The organism is Streptomyces sp. NPDC098789 (genome assembly GCF_044759975.1).
In the GTDB taxonomy this organism is placed as follows: domain Bacteria; phylum Actinomycetota; class Actinomycetes; order Streptomycetales; family Streptomycetaceae; genus Streptomyces.
In genome coordinates this window covers 39,545-56,579 of sequence record NZ_JBIWAJ010000024.1, presented here as the reverse complement: position 1 = coordinate 56,579, position 17,035 = coordinate 39,545, and the positions used below count along the sequence as shown (strand labels likewise).

Here is a 17,035-nt window from a genome sequence, read left to right as displayed (position 1 = left end):
GGAGGATGAGCGCGGCCGGGGTCGCGCTGATGCTCGGCGGGGCGGGGATCCTGCTGGCGGCGACCCCCGCCCAGGCCGCCGAGATCACCTTCAAGACCGAGTGCATCCCGCCCGCCATCAGCAATCTCCCCCCGATCCAGGGCGAGACGACGGTGGCGATCACCGCGCCGGCGACCGCGAAGGTCGGTGACACCGTCGACATCAGCTGGAAGACGGTCAAGGCGGCGTCGAAGAACCCGGATGTGCTGGACCTGAACAAGGACGTCGTCCAGCCGAGCGGCAACGTCACCGTCGGCGGGGCCCAGAGCGGCACCGTGGCGGTCCAGGGCCCGCGCCAGAACCCGCCGATCCCCAAGAACAGCCAGATGGTGCTGTCGGAGATGAAGGGCAAGCTCAAGATCGAGAAGGCGGGCGACATCACGCTCACGCCCGACAAGTACACGATCAACGTCAACCAGATCATGACCACCGAGACCAAGTGCTCGCCGAAGGAGACGGTGAAGGCCGGGGCGACCATCAAGGTCGAGGGCGGCGGGTCGACGACCGGGGGCACCACCACGGGCGGCGCGACCACGACCGGCGGGGCGACCACCACGGGCGGGGCCACGACCACGGGTGGGGCGACCACCACGGGTGGGGCCACCACCGGCGGCAGCGGCGGGCAGACCGACTTCCCGGGCAAGGCCGTGGACGTCACCTACGACTGCGGGGCGGTCGTCCCCGGGGGCATCAAGACCCCGGTCACGATCAGCGCCAAGAAGAACGGCGGCGCCTACGCCCTGACCGTCAAGACCGCCAAGGGAGCCATGGCCAGCCCGATGGCCCTGCCGGCGGGCGCCCTCAAGCCCTCGATGAACATCAAGCTCGGCGGCGCCGACAGCGGCACGGTCAAGGTCACGGGCCCGGCCAACGCGGAGCCCATCCCGGACAAGGCGCCGGTCAGCCTGAGCGACATGAGCGGCACCTACACGCCCGGCAAGACGGGCAAGGTGACGCTCACCCCCGACCAGCTGACCATCGACGTCACGATGTCGGCGGGTGCCCCGCCGATCAACGTGCCCTGCAAGGCCACCACCAGCGGGGTCTCCCTGGAGCTCGACACGGCGGCCCAGCCGGGCGGCTCCGGCACCTCGGGCACGAGCGGTTCCGCCGCGGCGGCCGCGGGCGGCCTGGCCGAGACCGGCGCCTCCGACGACGGCGGCATCAAGGCCCTGGCGCTGGTCGCCGGGACCGTGGTGCTGCTCGGCGGCGCGGTCTTCACCTTCACCCCGTGGCGCCGGCTGCGCGGCACGAGGTAGGCACCGCACGCGCACGCGCGACGGCCCGGCACACCTTCCGGTGTGCCGGGCCGTCGCGTACGTGCTCAGCGCGCGTGCGGGTCGTGCGTCAGTGCACGGTGCCCATGAGCGCCTGGACCTTCTTGCGGTACGAGTAGATCGCGAAGCCAGCGAGGACGGCGGCCGCCGCCTCCAGGCCGATGACCCAGGTGCCGTTCAGGTCCACGCCACCGATGGACAGGAGGCTGGTCGTGCAGTCACCGGCGGTGACCGCGAGGAACCAGACGCCCATCATCTGGGAGGCGTACTTCTGCGGAGCCATCTTCGTGGTGACCGAGAGGCCGACCGGGGAGAGGCACAGCTCGCCGATGGTCTGGATCATGTAGATCGAGACCAGCCACATCGGGGAGACCTTGCCGTCCGACGCCATGTTCATCGGGACGATGAAGACGAAGAACGAGGCGCCGACCAGGACCAGACCCATCGCGAACTTCACGATGGTGTTCGGCTCCTGGTTCTTGCGCGCCAGCCACAGCCACAGCCAGGCGAAGACCGGGGCCAGCGCCATGACGAACAGCGGGTTCAGCGACTGGTACCAGGTGGCCGAGAAGCCGAAGCCGAAGACGGTGTCGGCGGTCTTGCCGTCGGCGAACAGGGAGAGCGTGGAGCCGCCCTGGTCGTAGATCATCCAGAAGACGGCGGCGGCGACGAAGAACCAGATGTACGCGGTCATCTTCGACTGCTCGGTGCCCGAGAGGTCCTTGTCGCGCTTGATGCGCGTCAGGACGGCGATCGGGATGAACAGGCCGGCCAGCGTCAGCGGGACCAGCGCCCAGTTCAGCGTGTACGCACCCAGGGCGATCACGGCGCCGTAGAAGACGGCGATGCCCAGGACCACGAACGCGACCTTCGTGAGGACGGCCTTGCGCTCCTCGGCGGACAGCGGGTTCGGGACCTCGCTGCTCTTCGGGCTCAGGTGCTTGGTGCCCAGCAGGAACTGGGTGAGACCCAGGGCCATGCCGACGGCGGCGAGGGCGAAGCCCAGGTGCCAGTTGTGTTCCTTGCCGACCGTTCCGACGACGAACGGGGCGACGAAGGCACCGAGGTTGATGCCGATGTAGAAGAGGGTGAAGCCACCGTCACGACGCGGGTCCTCGGGACCGTCGTAGAGGTGACCGACCATCGTGGAGATGTTGGCCTTCAGCAGACCCGAACCGGCCGCGACCAGGATCAGACCGACGAAGAACATCGCCTGGCCGGGAACGGCCAGTGACACGTGACCGGCGATGATCACGAAGCCGGCGATGGCGACCGTCTTGCGGGCGCCCCAGACACGGTCACCGAACCAGCCGCCCGGCATCGCCATGAGGTAGACCATGGAGACGTAGACCGAGTAGATGGCCGTGGTCGTGGCCGCCGTCATGGCCAGGCCGCCGCCCTGGCTGCCCGTGGCGGCGTCGGCGCCGCCCGAGACCAAGTAGTACACGAGCAGTGCGCGCATGCCGTAGTAGGAGAAGCGCTCCCACATCTCGGTCATGAACAGAGTGGCCAGGCCACGGGGGTGGCCGAAGAAGGTCTTTTCGGTGGACGAGTCCGCCGAACCCTCCGTCAGGCTGGAAGCCATGGTCGATCCTTGCTTGATCGGGACGCCTCGCTTCGTGAGCGGAACGGCGCCCGGTGGGGGGTGGCCGGCACCGGCGTCGAGCGCCCCGCCCCACGCCCAGGGGTCTCGCGGCCGTCTCGGCCGCGAAGGGACATCCGTCACCGGGATCCACGCCCTGTCGCGCATCTTCGCGCGCAGGGCCCGGCCCACAGGTCATTCACTGTCATCAAGCCCGGCTAAGGGCAGTCCCAAGAGACTGGCTCGCCGGTCAGGACAGAAGTAGAGACCTTTGGCTCGCTTTTCGGCGCAAAGGTCCCCGGGGTAGTGCATCAGGCGCCTCGACACCATACGACACGACACTGCGGCATATGAAAGGACTTGAGATATGGATCACAGGATTCCGGGGAACCGTTTGATCACAATCGAAGGTCGTGAGCCGACTACAAGACTAGATCGACAGGGGTGTCCGGGTGCAGCCCTGCGGCCGCCCGCCGCGGACTACCATCACCCACATGACGCGTGTACTGCTCGCCGAGGACGACGCATCCATCTCGGAACCCCTGGCCCGCGCCCTGCGCCGGGAGGGGTACGAGGTCGAGGTCCGTGAGGACGGCCCGACCGCTCTGGACGCGGGACTGCAGGGCGGCGTCGATCTTGTCGTCCTGGACCTGGGCCTGCCCGGGATGGACGGCCTGGAGGTCGCCCGCCGGCTGCGTGCCGAGGGCCACGGCTTCCCGATCCTGGTCCTGACCGCCCGGGCCGACGAGGTCGACACCGTGGTCGGACTGGACGCCGGGGCCGACGACTACGTGACCAAGCCCTTCCGGCTCGCCGAGCTGCTGGCCCGGGTCCGGGCCCTGCTCCGGCGCGGCGCCGCCGAGCCCGCCCAGCCGCCCGCCACCCACGGGGTGCGGATCGACGTCGAGTCGCACCGCGCCTGGATGGGGGAGGAGGAGCTCCAGCTCACCGCCAAGGAGTTCGACCTGCTGCGGGTCCTGGTGCGCGACGCGGGCCGGGTCGTCACCCGCGACCAGCTCATGCGCGAGGTCTGGGACACCACCTGGTGGTCCTCGACCAAGACCCTGGACATGCACATCTCCTGGCTGCGCAAGAAGCTGGGCGACGACGCCGCGAACCCGCGCTACATCGCGACCGTCCGGGGCGTGGGCTTCCGCTTCGAGAAGAGCTGACCGCCCCGGGGGCACCCGTTAGGGCATCCTCTAAGGCATGCGCCGCCGCCTGATCAACTCCACGCTCGCCGTGGTGCTCGTCGTGATCGCCGTGTTCGGGATCTCCCTCGTGATCGTGGAGACCCGGACGATCACGAACAGCGCCCAGGACAGCGTCGAATCCGAGGCCCTGCGCCTCGTCGGCATCGTCGAGTCGAACGTGCTGGAGAAGAAGCCGATCGACGCCCGCTCGCTCGGCGAGCAGCTGGACGCCGGGCGCTACGCCCGCATCCAGGTCCCCGGCAAGCCCCCGGTCGACATCGGCGTGCCCGTCGACGGCAGCGCCCTGCGCGGCACCGCCAAGGGCGAGAACGGCGAGGTGGTGGTGGTCGAGGAGTCCCGCTCCACGGTCACCAAGGAGGTCGGCCGCACCCTCGCGGTGGTCGGCGCCGTCGCCCTGCTCGCCGTCGTGGCGGCCGTCCTGCTCGCGGTGCGCCAGGCCAACCGGCTGGCCTCCCCGCTCACCGACCTCGCCGAGACCGCCGAGCGCCTCGGCTCGGGGGACCCGCGGCCGCGCCACAAGCGGTACGGGGTTCCCGAGCTGGACCGGGTCGCGGACGTCCTGGACGCCAGTGCGGAGCGGATCGGGCGGATGCTGACCGCGGAGCGGCGCCTGGCCGCCGATGCCTCGCACCAGCTGCGCACCCCGCTGACCGCGCTGTCGATGCGGCTGGAGGAGATCACCGTCACGGACGACCTGGAGACCGTACGGGAGGAGGCGAGCATCGCCCTCACCCAGGTGGAGCGGCTCACGGACGTGGTGGAACGGCTGCTGACGAACTCCCGCGACCCGCGCACGGGCTCGGCGGTCCCCTTCGACCTGGACGAGATCGTCAAACAACAGGTGGAGGAGTGGCGGCCGGCCTACCGCAGCGCCGGGCGCGCCATCGTGCGCTCGGGGAAGCAGGGGATGCGGGCCGTGGGCACGCCGGGAGCGGTGTCCCAGGTGCTGGCGACGCTGGTCGAGAACGCGCTCATGCACGGTGGCGGAACGGTCGCCCTGCGCACCCGGGTGACCGGGAACCAGTCGGTCATCGAGGTGACGGACGACGGTCCGGGAGTGCCTTCGGACCTCGGCAACCGGATCTTCGAGCGGGCGATCAGCGGGCGGAACTCCACGGGCATCGGCCTCGCGGTGGCCCGGGACCTGGCCGAGGCGGACGGCGGCCGGCTCGAACTGCTCCAGGCGCAGCCGCCGGTCTTCGCCCTCTTCCTGAGCCGGACGGCGCCGGAGCGGGTGGACCACGAGCAGCCGGTCCGCTAGGTACTGGCGTACCAGGCGTACGACGCGTACCAGGCGTACTAGCGGGCGGCCGGCTCCGGGGCGGGCTCGGGGGAGACGGCGCCCGCGGCCGGGGCGTCCGGGGCGGCCTGGGCGGCGTCCCCCTCGCGCTGCGCGGCGACCACGGTGGTCGCGGCGGCGGGGGTGGACTCGGGCAGGGCGCGGAAGACCCAGGTCCGGTAGGACCAGAAGCGGAACACGGTCGCGACGCCCATGCCGAGGAACTTGAATATGTTGCTCTGCAGGTTGCTGTCCCAGCCGAAGCCGTAGGTGGCCGCGTAGAGCACGCCGCTCTCGATGACCATGCCGATCAGGCTGAAGGCGACGAAGAGCGTCATCTCGCGGCGCCGGTTGCCGCGGTCGCGGTCGCGGTAGGTGAAGTACCGGAACCCGATGTAATTGCTGATGATCGCCACGACGATGGCTATGACGCTCGCGCGCACGACGGCCAGGTCGGTGGTGTGCCGGAGCAGGTTGAAGACGCCGAAGTTGACGAGCACGCCCATACCGCCGACCGCGCCGAACTTGATGACCTCCCGGCCGATGCCGCGGAAGCGTTCGCTCAAGGTGACGTGTTTCGGGGTGCTCATGTGATGGTTCAGTCCCTGCCGGTCGATGGTTCCAACCTGTCCATGTTAAGTCTCGGCCCAACCAAACGCGTGTGCCTTCCGACACCCGCGCGGAGCAGCGGGCGGGACGCGCGTAGACCTCCCCGCCGGACGTGATCCGGCCCGGCCGGCGTCCGAATGGCGGAATCCGGCCGATACCCTGGAGGAGTGACGTTCCCGGTAGTCGGCATGGTCGGCGGCGGACAGCTCGCCCGCATGACCCACGAGGCGGGTATCCCCCTCGGCATCAAATTCAAGATCCTCAGTGACAGCCCACAGGACTCGGCGGCCCAGGTCGTCAGCGACGTCGTCATCGGCGACTATCGCGACCTGGAGACGCTGCGCGCCTTCGCGCGCGGCTGCGACGTGATCACCTTCGATCACGAGCACGTCCCCACCGAGCACCTGCGGGCCCTGGAAGCGGACGGCATCCCCGTCCGCCCGGGGCCCGACGCGCTCGTGCACGCCCAGGACAAGGGGGTGATGCGCGCCCGGCTCGACGCGATCGGCGCGCCCAGCCCCCGCCACCGGATCGTGAGCGATCCGGCGGACGCGGTGGCCTTCGCGGCCGAGGTGGGCGGTTTCCCCGTCATCCTCAAGACCGTGCGCGGCGGGTACGACGGCAAGGGCGTGTGGTTCGTGCGCACGGAGGAGGACGCCGAGGCGCCCTTCAAGGCGGGCGTGCCGGTCCTGGCCGAGGAGAAGGTCGATTACGTACGGGAGCTGGCGGCCAACATCGTCCGCTCCCCGCACGGCCAGGCCGTGGCGTACCCGGTCGTCGAGTCCGTCCAGGTGGACGGGGTCTGCGACACGGTGATCGCCCCCGCCCCGAACCTCTCCGAGGCCCTCGCGGGCGAGGCCCAGGCCCTCGCCCTGCGGATCGCCAAGGAGCTCGACGTGACCGGCCACCTGGCCGTCGAGCTGTTCGAGACCCGCGACGGCCGGATCCTGGTCAACGAACTGGCCATGCGCCCGCACAACTCCGGGCACTGGACCCAGGACGGCGCGATGACCTCGCAGTTCGCCAACCACGTGCGCGCGGTCCTGGACCTCCCGCTGGGCGACCCGCGCCCCCGCGCCCGCTGGACGGTCATGGCGAACGTACTGGGCGGGGACTACCCCGACATGTACGCGGCGTACCTGCACTGCATGGCGCACGACCCCCAGCTGAAGATCCACATGTACGGCAAGGACGTGAAACCGGGCCGCAAGGTCGGCCACGTCAACACCTACGGCGACGACCTGGACGATGTGCTGGAGCGCGCACGTCACGCAGCCGGCTACCTCAGAGGGACGATCACCGAATGAGCACTCCTGGTACCTCCTCCGCACCGTCGGCGTCCTCGGCGTCCGCCGGGTCCGCCGCGTCTTCGGCGGGGCCGGTCATCGGCATCGTCATGGGCTCGGACTCCGACTGGCCCGTGATGGAGGCCGCCGCCCAGGCGCTCGACGAGTTCGAGGTCCGCTACGAGGTGGACGTCGTCTCCGCGCACCGGATGCCGCGCGAGATGATCGCGTACGGGGAGCAGGCCGCCGGGCGCGGACTGAAGGCGGTCATCGCGGGCGCCGGCGGCGCCGCGCACCTGCCCGGGATGCTGGCGTCGGTGACCCCGCTGCCCGTGATCGGCGTACCGGTGCCGCTCAAGTACCTCGACGGCATGGACTCGCTGCTCTCGATCGTCCAGATGCCCGCCGGGGTTCCCGTCGCCACCGTCTCCGTCGGCGGCGCGCGCAACGCCGGGCTGCTGGCCGTACGGATCCTCGCCACCCAGGACCCGGAGCTGATGGGCCGGATGCGCGAGTTCCAGCAGGAACTGAACGACCAGGCCACCGAGAAGGGCAAGCGACTGCGGGCCAAGGTCGCCGGCGCGGACTCCTTCGGGTTCGGCAAGTGAGCGCGGCGCAGCGCCTGGACGAGGCGCTGGAACTGCTCGCCGAGCACCCGGTGGTCGACGGCCACAACGACCTGCCCTGGGCGCTGCGCCACCAGGTGCGCTACGACCTGGACCAGCGGGACATCGCCGCCGACCAGTCCGCGCACCTGCACACCGACATCCCCCGGCTGCGCGCCGGCGGGGTCGGGGCGCAGTTCTGGTCCGTCTACGTCCGCTCCGACTTCGCGGGCGACGAGGCGGTCAGCGCCACCCTGGAACAGATGGACGCGGTCGGCCAGCTGATCGAGCGCTACCCGCACGACCTGGTCCGGGCGCTCACGGCGGACGACATGGAGGCGGCGCGGGCGAACGGCCGGATCGCCTCGCTGATGGGCGCCGAGGGCGGCCACTCCATCAACAACTCGCTGGCCACCCTGCGCTCCCTGCACCTGCTCGGCGTCCGCTACATGACGCTCACGCACAACGACACCATCGACTGGGCGGACTCGGCGACCGACGAGCCGCGCCACGGCGGGCTCACGGACTTCGGCCGCGAGGTCGTGCGCGAGATGAACCGCATCGGCATGCTGGTGGACCTCTCGCACGTGGCGGCCACCACCATGCGCGACGCGCTCGCCGTCTCGGTGGCGCCGGTGATCTTCTCGCACTCGTCCGCGCTGGCGATCTGCGACCACCCGCGCAACGTCCCGGACGACGTGCTCGCGCTGCTCCCGGCCAACGGGGGCGTGGCGATGGCCACCTTCGTGCCCAAGTTCATCCTCCCGGCGGCGGTGTCCTGGACCGCCTCCGCCGACGAGAACCTGCGCGCGCACGGGCTGCACCACCTGGACACCGGGCCCGAGGCGATGGCCCTGCACCGGGCCTTCGAGGCGGCGAACCCGCGCCCGCTCGCCACGGCGGCCACGGTCGCCGACCACCTGGACCACATGCGCGAGGTCGCGGGCGTGGACCACATCGGCATCGGCGGCGACTTCGACGGCACGGCCTTCACCCCGGCCGGGCTGGACGACGTGTCCGGTTACCCGAACCTGATCGCGGAGCTGCTGACCCGCGGCTGGTCGCGGGCCGACCTGGCCAAGCTCACCTGGTCGAACGCGGTACGGGCGCTGCGGGACGCGGAGTCGGTGGCGGCCGACCTGTCGGCGAGCCGCGGCCCGTCGAACGCGGTGCTCTAGTGCGGCCGCAGCTCTAGGCGGGCTCCCTCCCGGGTCGCGGCACCGGCCGCGGGCGGCGGACGTGCAGGTCGGCGCGGGGTCCACGGGCCCCGCGCCACCCGAACGCCACATCCGCCGCGAACCCGGGCGTCCCCCATGTCACGGTGGCAACACTTCTCCCTCCCCGCTGCCGCCGAGACCGGAGCGAACGCCATGGCCGACCTGCAGGACGACCCCGCGCACGGGGGCTCCGCCCCCGCCTCCCCAGGCTCCGTCGGAGCTGCCCCCGCGCCCGCCCCGGGCCTGCCCGGGGCCCTCGACCGGGCCGCCGCGCTGCTGGCCGTCCATCCCGTCGCGGACGGGTGCAACACCTTGTTGTGGACGCTGCGCCAGAGCCCGTACCACGACAACATCGGCACCCCCGAGGGCGGCGTGGACACCGACATCCCCCGGCTGCGGGCCGGCGCGGTCGGTGCCCAGTTCTGGTCGCTGCTCACCCCCGGGCAGGACCGGGTGGTGGCGGAGACCCTCGAACAGATCGACGTCGCGCAGGCGATGATGCGGCGCTACCCCGACAGCCTGAGCCTCGCCCTGTGCGCGGACGACATGGCCGACGCGCGCAACCGCGGGCGGATCGCCTCCTTCCTGGGCCCGGCGCCCGGCCGCACGCTCACCGACTCGCTCGGCACCCTGCGGGCCCTGCACGCCCTGGGCGTGCGCAGCATGGCGCCGGCCGGCGCCGCGTGGGCGGACCGGGGGCTGACGGCCTTCGGGCACGAGGTGGTGCGGGAGCTGAACCGGCTCGCGGTGCTGATCGACCTGACCGGCTGCGACGACGCCGTGGCCGTGCAGATCGCGGGCGCCTCGAAGGCCCCCGTACTGATCTCCCACACGGCCTCCGCCGCGCTCACCCCGCACCCCGGGAACGTCTCCGACGAGGTGCTGCTCGCCCTGCGGGCCGCGGGCGGCCTGTGCATGGTCACCTTCGCCTCCGCCCAGACCGGCGACTCTCTGCACGTGGTGGCGGACCACCTCGACCACGTGCGGGCGGTGGCGGGCCCGCACTGCGTCGGCCTCGGCGCTGCCTTCGGCAGCGAACCGGCCACCCCCCGCCCGGCCGGTCTGACCGACGCGTCCGGCTATCCCCGACTGATCGCCGAACTCCTCGACCGGGGCTGGTCGGAAACCGACCTGACCCTGCTGACCTGGGACAACGCCCAGCGCGTGCTGCGCGACGCGGAATTCACCGCCCGCGCGGCCCAGCACCGGCGCGGCGCCGGCAGCTGAGCGAGCCCGTCGCCTCAATCGCCGGCGGGGCTGGAGCAGGCCCCATCAAGCCCGCCCGGGCCCCATCAAGCCCGCCCGGGAATCAAGCCCGCCCGGCGTTTGAGGGCACCCGCCCGGAGGGCACACGACCCGCACCCGGAGGCTCCGCCCGGGCCATCGCCTCAAACGCCGGCGGGGCTGAATTGTCCCCGCCTCAAACGCCGGCGGGGCTGGGGCGGGCCCCATCAAGCCCGCCCGGCGATTGAGGGCACACGGCCCGCACCCGAAACACGGGCTCGGCCGGGAAGGCGATCAGCAGGCGCAGAGGCAGACCGGGTGCCCGGCCGGGTCGGCGTACACGCGGTAGGTGCGGTCGGGCCCGCCCAGGTCCAGGGGCGTCGCCCCCAGGTCCAGGATCCGGGCCTGCGCCGCGTCCAGGTCGTCGACGGTCAGGTCGAGATGGAACTGCTGCGCGCCCCCGTCCGAGGGCCACTTCGGCGCCACGTGCCCGGGAGCCAGCTGGAACGCGAGCGCGGTGCCCGGGTGGCCGGCGAGGTCGACCCAGGAGCCGTCCTCGTCCGGGCTGGGCGTGCCGCCGAGCAGGCCGGCGTAGAAGGTGGCGAGGGCGAGCGGGTCGGGACAGTCGACGACGACGGTGCCGAGCGCGGCGATGGCCATGGTCTCTCCTCCGTTGCGATGGCCGGTTACCTGTAGAAGGTGTTTACCGGTAACCCTCACTGTAGGCGTTACCGCCTCGCCGGGCCAAGGGGTAACGTCGAGGACATGAGCGGGGAACGAGCACCGGCACCCGGGGACCTCGCGTGGGTGGAGGCCCTCGTCAACACGCTGAGCGTGGACACCGGGGAGGACCGGCTGGCGCGGGAGTTCGGGCTGTCCGGACCGGCGCTCGCGGAGGCGACCGAGCTGCGCGAGGGCCTGCGCGCCGCCTGTCGGGCCCACGCCGGGCACCCGGTGGCCCCCGGCGCGCTGGAGGATCTGAACGCCCTGCTGGCCGCGGCCCCGCTCACGGTCCGGATCGCTCCGGACGGCGCGGCGACCCTGGCCCCGGCGGCTCCGGCGGGGGAGCCGACGCTGCTGGCACGGGTGGCCTCGGCCGTCGCCGCGGCGGCGGCGGACGGCACCTGGCCGCGGCTGAAGGCCTGCGCGGCGCCGGACTGCCAGTGGGCGTACTACGACCGCAGCCCGGCGGGTCGGGGCCGCTGGTGCGTGATGTCGGTCTGCGGCGCGCGCGCCAAGATGCGCACCTACCGCGCCGCCGCCCGCACCACCTGAGACCGGCCCGCGCGGGACCCGTACGCCGTTACGCGCGCGGGCGGCCCATCGCCCGGTAGGTCCAGCCCGCCGCGCGCCACCGCGCGGAGTCCAGCGCGTTGCGGCCGTCCAGGACGAGGCGGTCCGAGACGAGCGGGGCCAGCGCCGCCGGGTCCAGCTCGCGGAACTCGCGCCATTCGGTGAGGTGCAGGACGACGTCCGCGCCCGTCACCGCCGCCACCGCGGAGTCGGCGTACGCCAGGGTCGGGAAGACGCGGCGGGCGTTGTCCATGCCCTTGGGGTCGTAGACGGTGACCTGGCCGCCCTGGAGGTGGATCTGGCCGGCCACGTTCAGCGCGGGGGAGTCCCGCACGTCGTCCGAGTCCGGCTTGAAGGTGGCGCCGAGCACGGCGACGCGCTTGCCGAGGAAGGACCCGCCGACCGCGTCGCGGGCCAGCTCGACCATGTGCCCGCGGCGGCGCATGTTGATCGAATCGACCTCGCGCAGGAAGGTCAGCGCCTGGTCGGCGCCCAGCTCGCCGGCGCGGGCCATGAAGGCCCGAATGTCCTTCGGCAGGCAGCCGCCGCCGAAGCCGATCCCGGCGCGCAGGAACTTCGCGCCGATCCGGTCGTCGTGCCCGATCGCCTCGGCCAGCTTGACCACGTCGCCGCCCGCGGCCTCGCAGACCTCGGCCATCGCGTTGATGAAGGAGATCTTCGTGGCGAGGAAGGAGTTCGCGGCGGTCTTGACCAGCTCCGCCGTCGGGAAGTCGGTGATCACGAGCGGCGAGCCCTCGCCGAGCGGGGTCGCGTACACCTCGCGCAGCAGCTTCTTCGCCGTCTCGCCCTGGACGCCGATCACGATCCGGTCCGGGTGCAGGGTGTCCTGGACCGCGAAGCCCTCCCGCAGGAACTCGGGGTTCCAGGCCAGCTCGACGTCCGCGCCCGCCGGGGCGAGCTCGGCCAGCCGGTCCGCCAGCCGCGCCGCCGAGCCCACCGGGACGGTGGACTTGCCGACGACCAGGGCGGGCCGGGTCAGGTGCGGGGCCAGGGATTCGATGGCGGAGTCGACGTAGGACATGTCGCAGGCGTACTCGCCGTGCTTCTGCGGGGTGTTCACGCAGACGAAGTGGACGTCGCCGAAGGCGCCGACCTCCTCCCAGGAGGTGGTGAAGCGCAACCGTCCGCTCGCGCCCGGCAGCCCGGCGACGTGCGTGGCGAGCAGTTCCTCCAGCCCCGGTTCGTACATCGGGACCCGGCCGGCGGCCAGCATCTCGATCTTCTCCGGGACGATGTCCAGCCCCAGCACGTCGAAGCCCAGTTCGGCCATGGCTGCGGCGTGGGTGGCGCCGAGGTAGCCGGTACCGATCACAGTGATCTTGGGGGCCATGCGTGCTCCAAGGGTGTGGTGCCGTTCGCGGCCACCGAGCATAGTCGGGCGTGCGCGGGGGGACGTTCCCCCTGTCCCCTTTGTCGCGGGCCGCGGTCGCACCCGCTGTCACGCAACTCACGTGCGGCTCACGTATCCGTGATCGGGTCGGGACACTAAGCTCTGGGTTACTTAACGGTAGTTAGCATCACGCATCACCTTGGGGAGTGAGAGTCTTGGCGGGTTCTGCCGACTTCGACCTGTACCGCCCGGCCGAGGAGCACGACATGCTCCGCGAGTCGGTCCGCTCGCTCGCCGAGGCCAAGATCCTTCCGTTCGCGGCGGCCGTCGACGAGGAGTCCCGCTTCCCGCAGGAGGCCCTGGACGCGCTCGTCGCCAGCGACCTGCACGCCGTCCACGTGCCCGAGAGCTACGGCGGCGCGGGCGCGGACGCCCTGGCCACCGTGATCGTGATCGAGGAAGTGGCCCGCGTCTGCGCCTCCTCCTCCCTGATCCCGGCCGTCAACAAGCTCGGCTCGCTCCCGGTGATCCTCTCCGGCTCCGAGGAGCTGAAGGCGAAGTACCTGGGCCCGCTGGCCAAGGGCGACGCGATGTTCTCGTACGCGCTCTCCGAGCCGGACGCGGGCTCGGACGCGGCCGGCATGAAGACCCGCGCGGTGCGCGACGGCGACTTCTGGGTGCTCAACGGCGTCAAGCGTTGGATCACCAACGCGGGCGTCTCCGAGTACTACACGGTGATGGCCGTGACCGACCCCGAGAAGCGCTCCAAGGGCATCTCCGCCTTCGTGGTCGAGAAGTCGGACGAGGGCGTCTCCTTCGGCGCCCCGGAGAAGAAGCTCGGCATCAAGGGCTCGCCGACCCGCGAGGTCTACCTCGACAACGTGCGCATCCCGGCCGACCGCATGATCGGCGCCGAGGGCACCGGTTTCGCCACCGCCATGAAGACCCTGGACCACACCCGCATCACCATCGCGGCCCAGGCGATCGGCATCGCCCAGGGCGCCCTGGACTACGCCAAGGGCTACGTCCAGGAGCGCAAGCAGTTCGGCAAGCCGATCGGCGACTTCCAGGGCGTGCAGTTCATGCTCGCGGACATGGCCATGAAGCTGGAGGCGGCCCGTCAGCTGACCTACGCGGCGGCGGCCAAGTCCGAGCGCGTCTCCGGCGGCGGCGGCCACGAGGACCTCACCTTCTTCGGCGCCGCGGCCAAGTGCTTCGCCTCCGACGTGGCCATGGAGGTCACCACGGACGCGGTCCAGCTCCTCGGCGGCTACGGCTACACCCGTGACTACCCGCTGGAGCGCATGATGCGCGACGCGAAGATCACGCAGATCTACGAGGGCACGAACCAGGTCCAGCGCATCGTCATGGCGCGCAACCTGCCGTAACGGCCTCCGACCTCGGACCTCCGGGCCCCCGGCGTTCCGCCGGGGGCCCGGACGTCGTCGTCCCCTTGGCGCGCTCCCGGAGCGGGTCCGTCACAAACTCCCGGGCGGCGCGGCGGTATTGGGATATCTTCGAATGACCACCAAGATCCACATCTTGGTGGTCGCTGATCCTGCCGCCTCCGAAAGGGCCCCGCCCGGTGTTCTCGCGCGTGAGTCAACCCGTCATAGCCGCCATAGCGGTCACCTCGCTCTGCGCCTTCGGGGCCTACGCGGCGACCGCCGAGGGGAGCGCGGGCTCCTCCGCGGCGGCTCCGGCGGCGCCCGGGACGCCCTCCGGCCCGGCCGCCACGTCGCCCGCGCCCTCGGCCTCGACGTCCCCTTCGCCGGTCGCGTCGCTCTCCGCGTCGCCCTCCGCCGCCGCGTCCGCCCCGGCGTCGCCCGCGGTCCCCGTGGCTCAGGTGTCGCCGTACCCGAACGCCGCCGCGATCCTCGCGAAGGACGGGATCAAGCTGGTCCGCGGGGACGGCGGGATCACCCTCGCCGAATGCGGGACCAGCACGTCCCAGGTGCGCCTTTACACCTACGAGGACCCCGCGGCCAAGCGCAAGCCCATCTACTGCTTCACCGTCCATTCGCAGACGGGCCGGATCACCCTCGAATCGGACCGCGTCTTCGCGCTCGACGCCGGTGCGCACCCCGTGAACGCCACGTTCACCTCGGTCGCCGCGACCACCGCGAACGTGGACGTCGCCAAGAACAGCTACGCCAGGATCGTCGACAAGCCGCTGGGTGCCACGGGCCCCGTCGTCGTCGAGCTCCGCGTGACCGGCTGACCCGCTCCGCGGCCCCGTACGCCATCTCCCGGGCCGCGCCCAGCCCCGTCATGCGAAGACGCCCCGCGTCGCAGTCCCTCTTGACCGAAGGTCCCAGACCCGTGATGAAGCGCACCGCGCACCTCAGCCTCGCCCTGCTCGCAGGCGCCGCCCTCCTCGGCCTCGGCGCCACCCCGGCCACCGCGGCGGCCCAGCCCTCCCCGCCGCTCCTCCACATCATGCCCCTCGGCGACTCCATAACCGAGGGAGTGGGATCGCCCTCGCCCTTCGCCGGATACCGGCAGCCCCTGTGGAACCTCATGGCGGGTCAGACCCGCTACCTCCCGGACCTCGTGGGGAGCCGCGCCCTCGGCAACTTCCCCGACCCCGACCACAACGGGAACAGCGGATGGGTGGTCGAGGACGTCCGGGCGAAGATCAACGAGTGGCAGACCGCCGCCAACCCGGACGTGGTCCTGCTCCACCTCGGCATCAACGACATCCGTCAGACGGGCTCCGACCCGGTCGCCGCCGCGAACCGGCTCTCCACGCTCGTCGACGGGATCCAGGCGCGCAAGCCCGGGGTCACGGTCCTCGTGCAGGGCCTCCTGACCGACACCGTGGGCCAGGAGCAGCGCGCGGCCACCTTCAACACCGTGCTCCGCGGCCAGGAAGCCTCCCGCCGCTCCGCAGGCCAGCACTTCCGCTTCGTCGAGCCGCCCAAGCTCGACGCCGCGACGGAACTGGCCGACGGCCTGCACCCCAATACCCTCGGCTACGACAAGATGGCCCGCGCCTTCAACGCCGCCATCGAGCAGGCGGTCAGCGACGGTTGGACGCAGCACGCGCCCGCGCCGCGGGCCGGCAACGAGGTCGGCGGCGCCGCCCGCGTCCGCTGGGCCGACTGGGACGGTGACGGCAGGACCGACCAGCTCGTCGTCGCCGACAACGGCGCCGTCACCGTCAAGCTGAACCGCGGCGGCAACTCCGGCGGCGGCTGGCAGAACTACGGCCAGGTCGCGACCGGCCTCACGGCCGACCGCACCCGCGCCCGGTTCGCCGACTGGGACGGCGACGGCAAGGCGGACTACATCCTCGTCAACGCCAACGGCTCCGTCGTCGTCTACCTCAACCGGGGCGGTGACGGACACGGCGGCTGGCAGAGCGTCGGGCAGATCGGTACGGGCACCACGACCAAGCAGGACCAGGTCCGCTTCGCCGACTTCGACGGCGACGGCCGGACCGACTACACGACCATCGCCGACAACGGCGCCATCGTCGTCTACGTCAACCGCGGCGGCGACACCGGCGCCGGCTGGCAGGTCCTGAACCAGGTGGCCTCCGGCACCACGACGGACCGCTCCCGGGTCCGCCTCGCCGACATCGACGGCGACGGCCGGGCCGACTACCTCACGATCGGCGGCAACGGAGCCGTCAGCGGGTACGCCAACCGCGGCGGCGACGGCCACGGCAGTTGGGGCAACCTGGGGCAGATCGTCGGCGGCGTGACCACCGTGCAGGGCAACGTGCAGTTCGCGGACTTCAACGGCGACACCCACGTCGACTACATCCTCGCGGGGTCCGGCGACAGCGCGTCGGCCTATCTCTTCGACGGCTTCGGCGCCGGCTGGCTGTACCAGGGCACCGTCGTCTGACGCGCGCACGGGGCGGGCGTGCGTACCAAATCCGCAACAACGTCCCGGGCCGGTCGCCCCTCCTTCCGCGGGGGGCGACCGGCCCGGGCGCGTGCGCAGGGCCCCCGACCCGCCGCGTGGGCACCGGTGTTCCGGGCGCCGGGCCCGGCCGGCCGGGCCCGCCACGCCCCCCGCACCCCGTGGGGCCCGTCACCTCCGGCCTCG

The 17,035-nt window shown here is 71.9% G+C and carries 15 protein-coding genes; 11 read left to right on the top strand and 4 right to left on the bottom strand.

The window, feature by feature from the left end; translation table 11 throughout:
- The first annotated feature begins 5 nt into the window (after positions 1 to 5).
- Complete coding sequence (locus ACIQWR_RS35115; RefSeq protein ID WP_404018392.1) at positions 6 to 1,298, top strand: hypothetical protein; 1,293 nt, start codon at positions 6 to 8, stop codon at positions 1,296 to 1,298.
- A gap of 88 nt (positions 1,299 to 1,386) precedes the next feature.
- Here ACIQWR_RS35115 and ACIQWR_RS35110 read toward each other — a convergent pair whose 3' ends face one another.
- The gene (locus ACIQWR_RS35110) at positions 1,387 to 2,901 is read right to left on the bottom strand and encodes a peptide MFS transporter (RefSeq protein WP_404018221.1); all 1,515 of its coding nucleotides are present in this window, start codon (positions 2,899 to 2,901) and stop codon (positions 1,387 to 1,389) included.
- Between the two features lie 491 nt (positions 2,902 to 3,392).
- Here ACIQWR_RS35110 and ACIQWR_RS35105 point away from each other — a divergent pair, with 491 nt between their 5' ends.
- Both ACIQWR_RS35105 and ACIQWR_RS35100 read left to right on the top strand, forming a co-directional pair.
- Positions 3,393 to 4,070, top strand: a complete 678-nt coding sequence (locus ACIQWR_RS35105; protein ID WP_283450654.1) for a response regulator transcription factor — start codon at positions 3,393 to 3,395, stop codon at positions 4,068 to 4,070.
- 37 nt (positions 4,071 to 4,107) lie between these two features.
- Positions 4,108 to 5,373: an ATP-binding protein gene (locus ACIQWR_RS35100; RefSeq protein WP_404018216.1), complete on the top strand. Its 1,266-nt coding sequence runs from the start codon at positions 4,108 to 4,110 to the stop codon at positions 5,371 to 5,373.
- A gap of 38 nt (positions 5,374 to 5,411) precedes the next feature.
- On the opposite strand, the gene ACIQWR_RS35095 is transcribed toward ACIQWR_RS35100, so the two are convergent.
- Positions 5,412 to 5,981 (bottom strand): GtrA family protein, encoded by a 570-nt coding sequence (locus ACIQWR_RS35095; protein ID WP_404018213.1) that lies wholly within the window; start codon positions 5,979 to 5,981, stop codon positions 5,412 to 5,414.
- A gap of 186 nt (positions 5,982 to 6,167) precedes the next feature.
- Between ACIQWR_RS35095 and ACIQWR_RS35090 the strand changes: the two genes are divergently transcribed.
- From ACIQWR_RS35090 to ACIQWR_RS35075, 4 genes are all read left to right on the top strand, one after another.
- Positions 6,168 to 7,307, top strand: coding sequence for a 5-(carboxyamino)imidazole ribonucleotide synthase (locus tag ACIQWR_RS35090; RefSeq protein ID WP_404018211.1), 1,140 nt, complete (start codon positions 6,168 to 6,170; stop codon positions 7,305 to 7,307).
- A gap of 89 nt (positions 7,308 to 7,396) precedes the next feature.
- Entirely contained in the window at positions 7,397 to 7,894 is a 498-nt protein-coding gene (gene purE / locus ACIQWR_RS35085; RefSeq protein ID WP_404018390.1) for a 5-(carboxyamino)imidazole ribonucleotide mutase, read from the top strand.
- Entirely contained in the window at positions 7,891 to 9,069 is a 1,179-nt protein-coding gene (locus tag ACIQWR_RS35080; protein WP_404018209.1) for a dipeptidase, read from the top strand. Before purE ends, ACIQWR_RS35080 begins: the two co-directional genes overlap by 4 nt.
- Positions 9,070 to 9,204: 135 nt before the next feature.
- A complete protein-coding gene (locus ACIQWR_RS35075; protein ID WP_404018205.1) occupies positions 9,205 to 10,335 on the top strand; it encodes a membrane dipeptidase in 1,131 nt (376 codons plus the stop codon).
- Positions 10,336 to 10,626: 291 nt separating this feature from the next.
- Here the strand turns inward: ACIQWR_RS35075 and ACIQWR_RS35070 are convergent, their stop codons facing one another.
- The gene (locus ACIQWR_RS35070; protein ID WP_404018202.1) at positions 10,627 to 10,992 is read right to left on the bottom strand and encodes a VOC family protein; all 366 of its coding nucleotides are present in this window, start codon (positions 10,990 to 10,992) and stop codon (positions 10,627 to 10,629) included.
- A 105-nt stretch (positions 10,993 to 11,097) separates the two neighbouring features.
- On the opposite strand from ACIQWR_RS35070, the gene ACIQWR_RS35065 reads away from it, so the two are divergent.
- Complete coding sequence (locus ACIQWR_RS35065; RefSeq protein WP_404018199.1) at positions 11,098 to 11,607, top strand: CGNR zinc finger domain-containing protein; 510 nt, start codon at positions 11,098 to 11,100, stop codon at positions 11,605 to 11,607.
- 28 nt (positions 11,608 to 11,635) lie between these two features.
- Here ACIQWR_RS35065 and ACIQWR_RS35060 read toward each other — a convergent pair whose 3' ends face one another.
- Positions 11,636 to 12,976: a UDP-glucose dehydrogenase family protein gene (locus tag ACIQWR_RS35060; RefSeq protein ID WP_404018197.1), complete on the bottom strand. Its 1,341-nt coding sequence runs from the start codon at positions 12,974 to 12,976 to the stop codon at positions 11,636 to 11,638.
- A 215-nt stretch (positions 12,977 to 13,191) separates the two neighbouring features.
- On the opposite strand from ACIQWR_RS35060, the gene ACIQWR_RS35055 reads away from it, so the two are divergent.
- The 3 genes from ACIQWR_RS35055 to ACIQWR_RS35045 all read left to right on the top strand — a co-directional run bounded on the left by ACIQWR_RS35055 (position 13,192) and on the right by ACIQWR_RS35045 (position 16,831).
- A complete protein-coding gene (locus ACIQWR_RS35055) occupies positions 13,192 to 14,364 on the top strand; it encodes an acyl-CoA dehydrogenase family protein (RefSeq protein ID WP_404018194.1) in 1,173 nt (390 codons plus the stop codon).
- Positions 14,365 to 14,573: 209 nt separating this feature from the next.
- Complete coding sequence (locus ACIQWR_RS35050) at positions 14,574 to 15,197, top strand: hypothetical protein (protein WP_404018191.1); 624 nt, start codon at positions 14,574 to 14,576, stop codon at positions 15,195 to 15,197.
- A gap of 104 nt (positions 15,198 to 15,301) precedes the next feature.
- On the top strand, positions 15,302 to 16,831 hold the full coding sequence (locus ACIQWR_RS35045) for an FG-GAP-like repeat-containing protein (RefSeq protein ID WP_404018189.1): 1,530 nt from the start codon (positions 15,302 to 15,304) through the stop codon (positions 16,829 to 16,831).
- Positions 16,832 to 17,035: the final 204 nt, after the last annotated feature.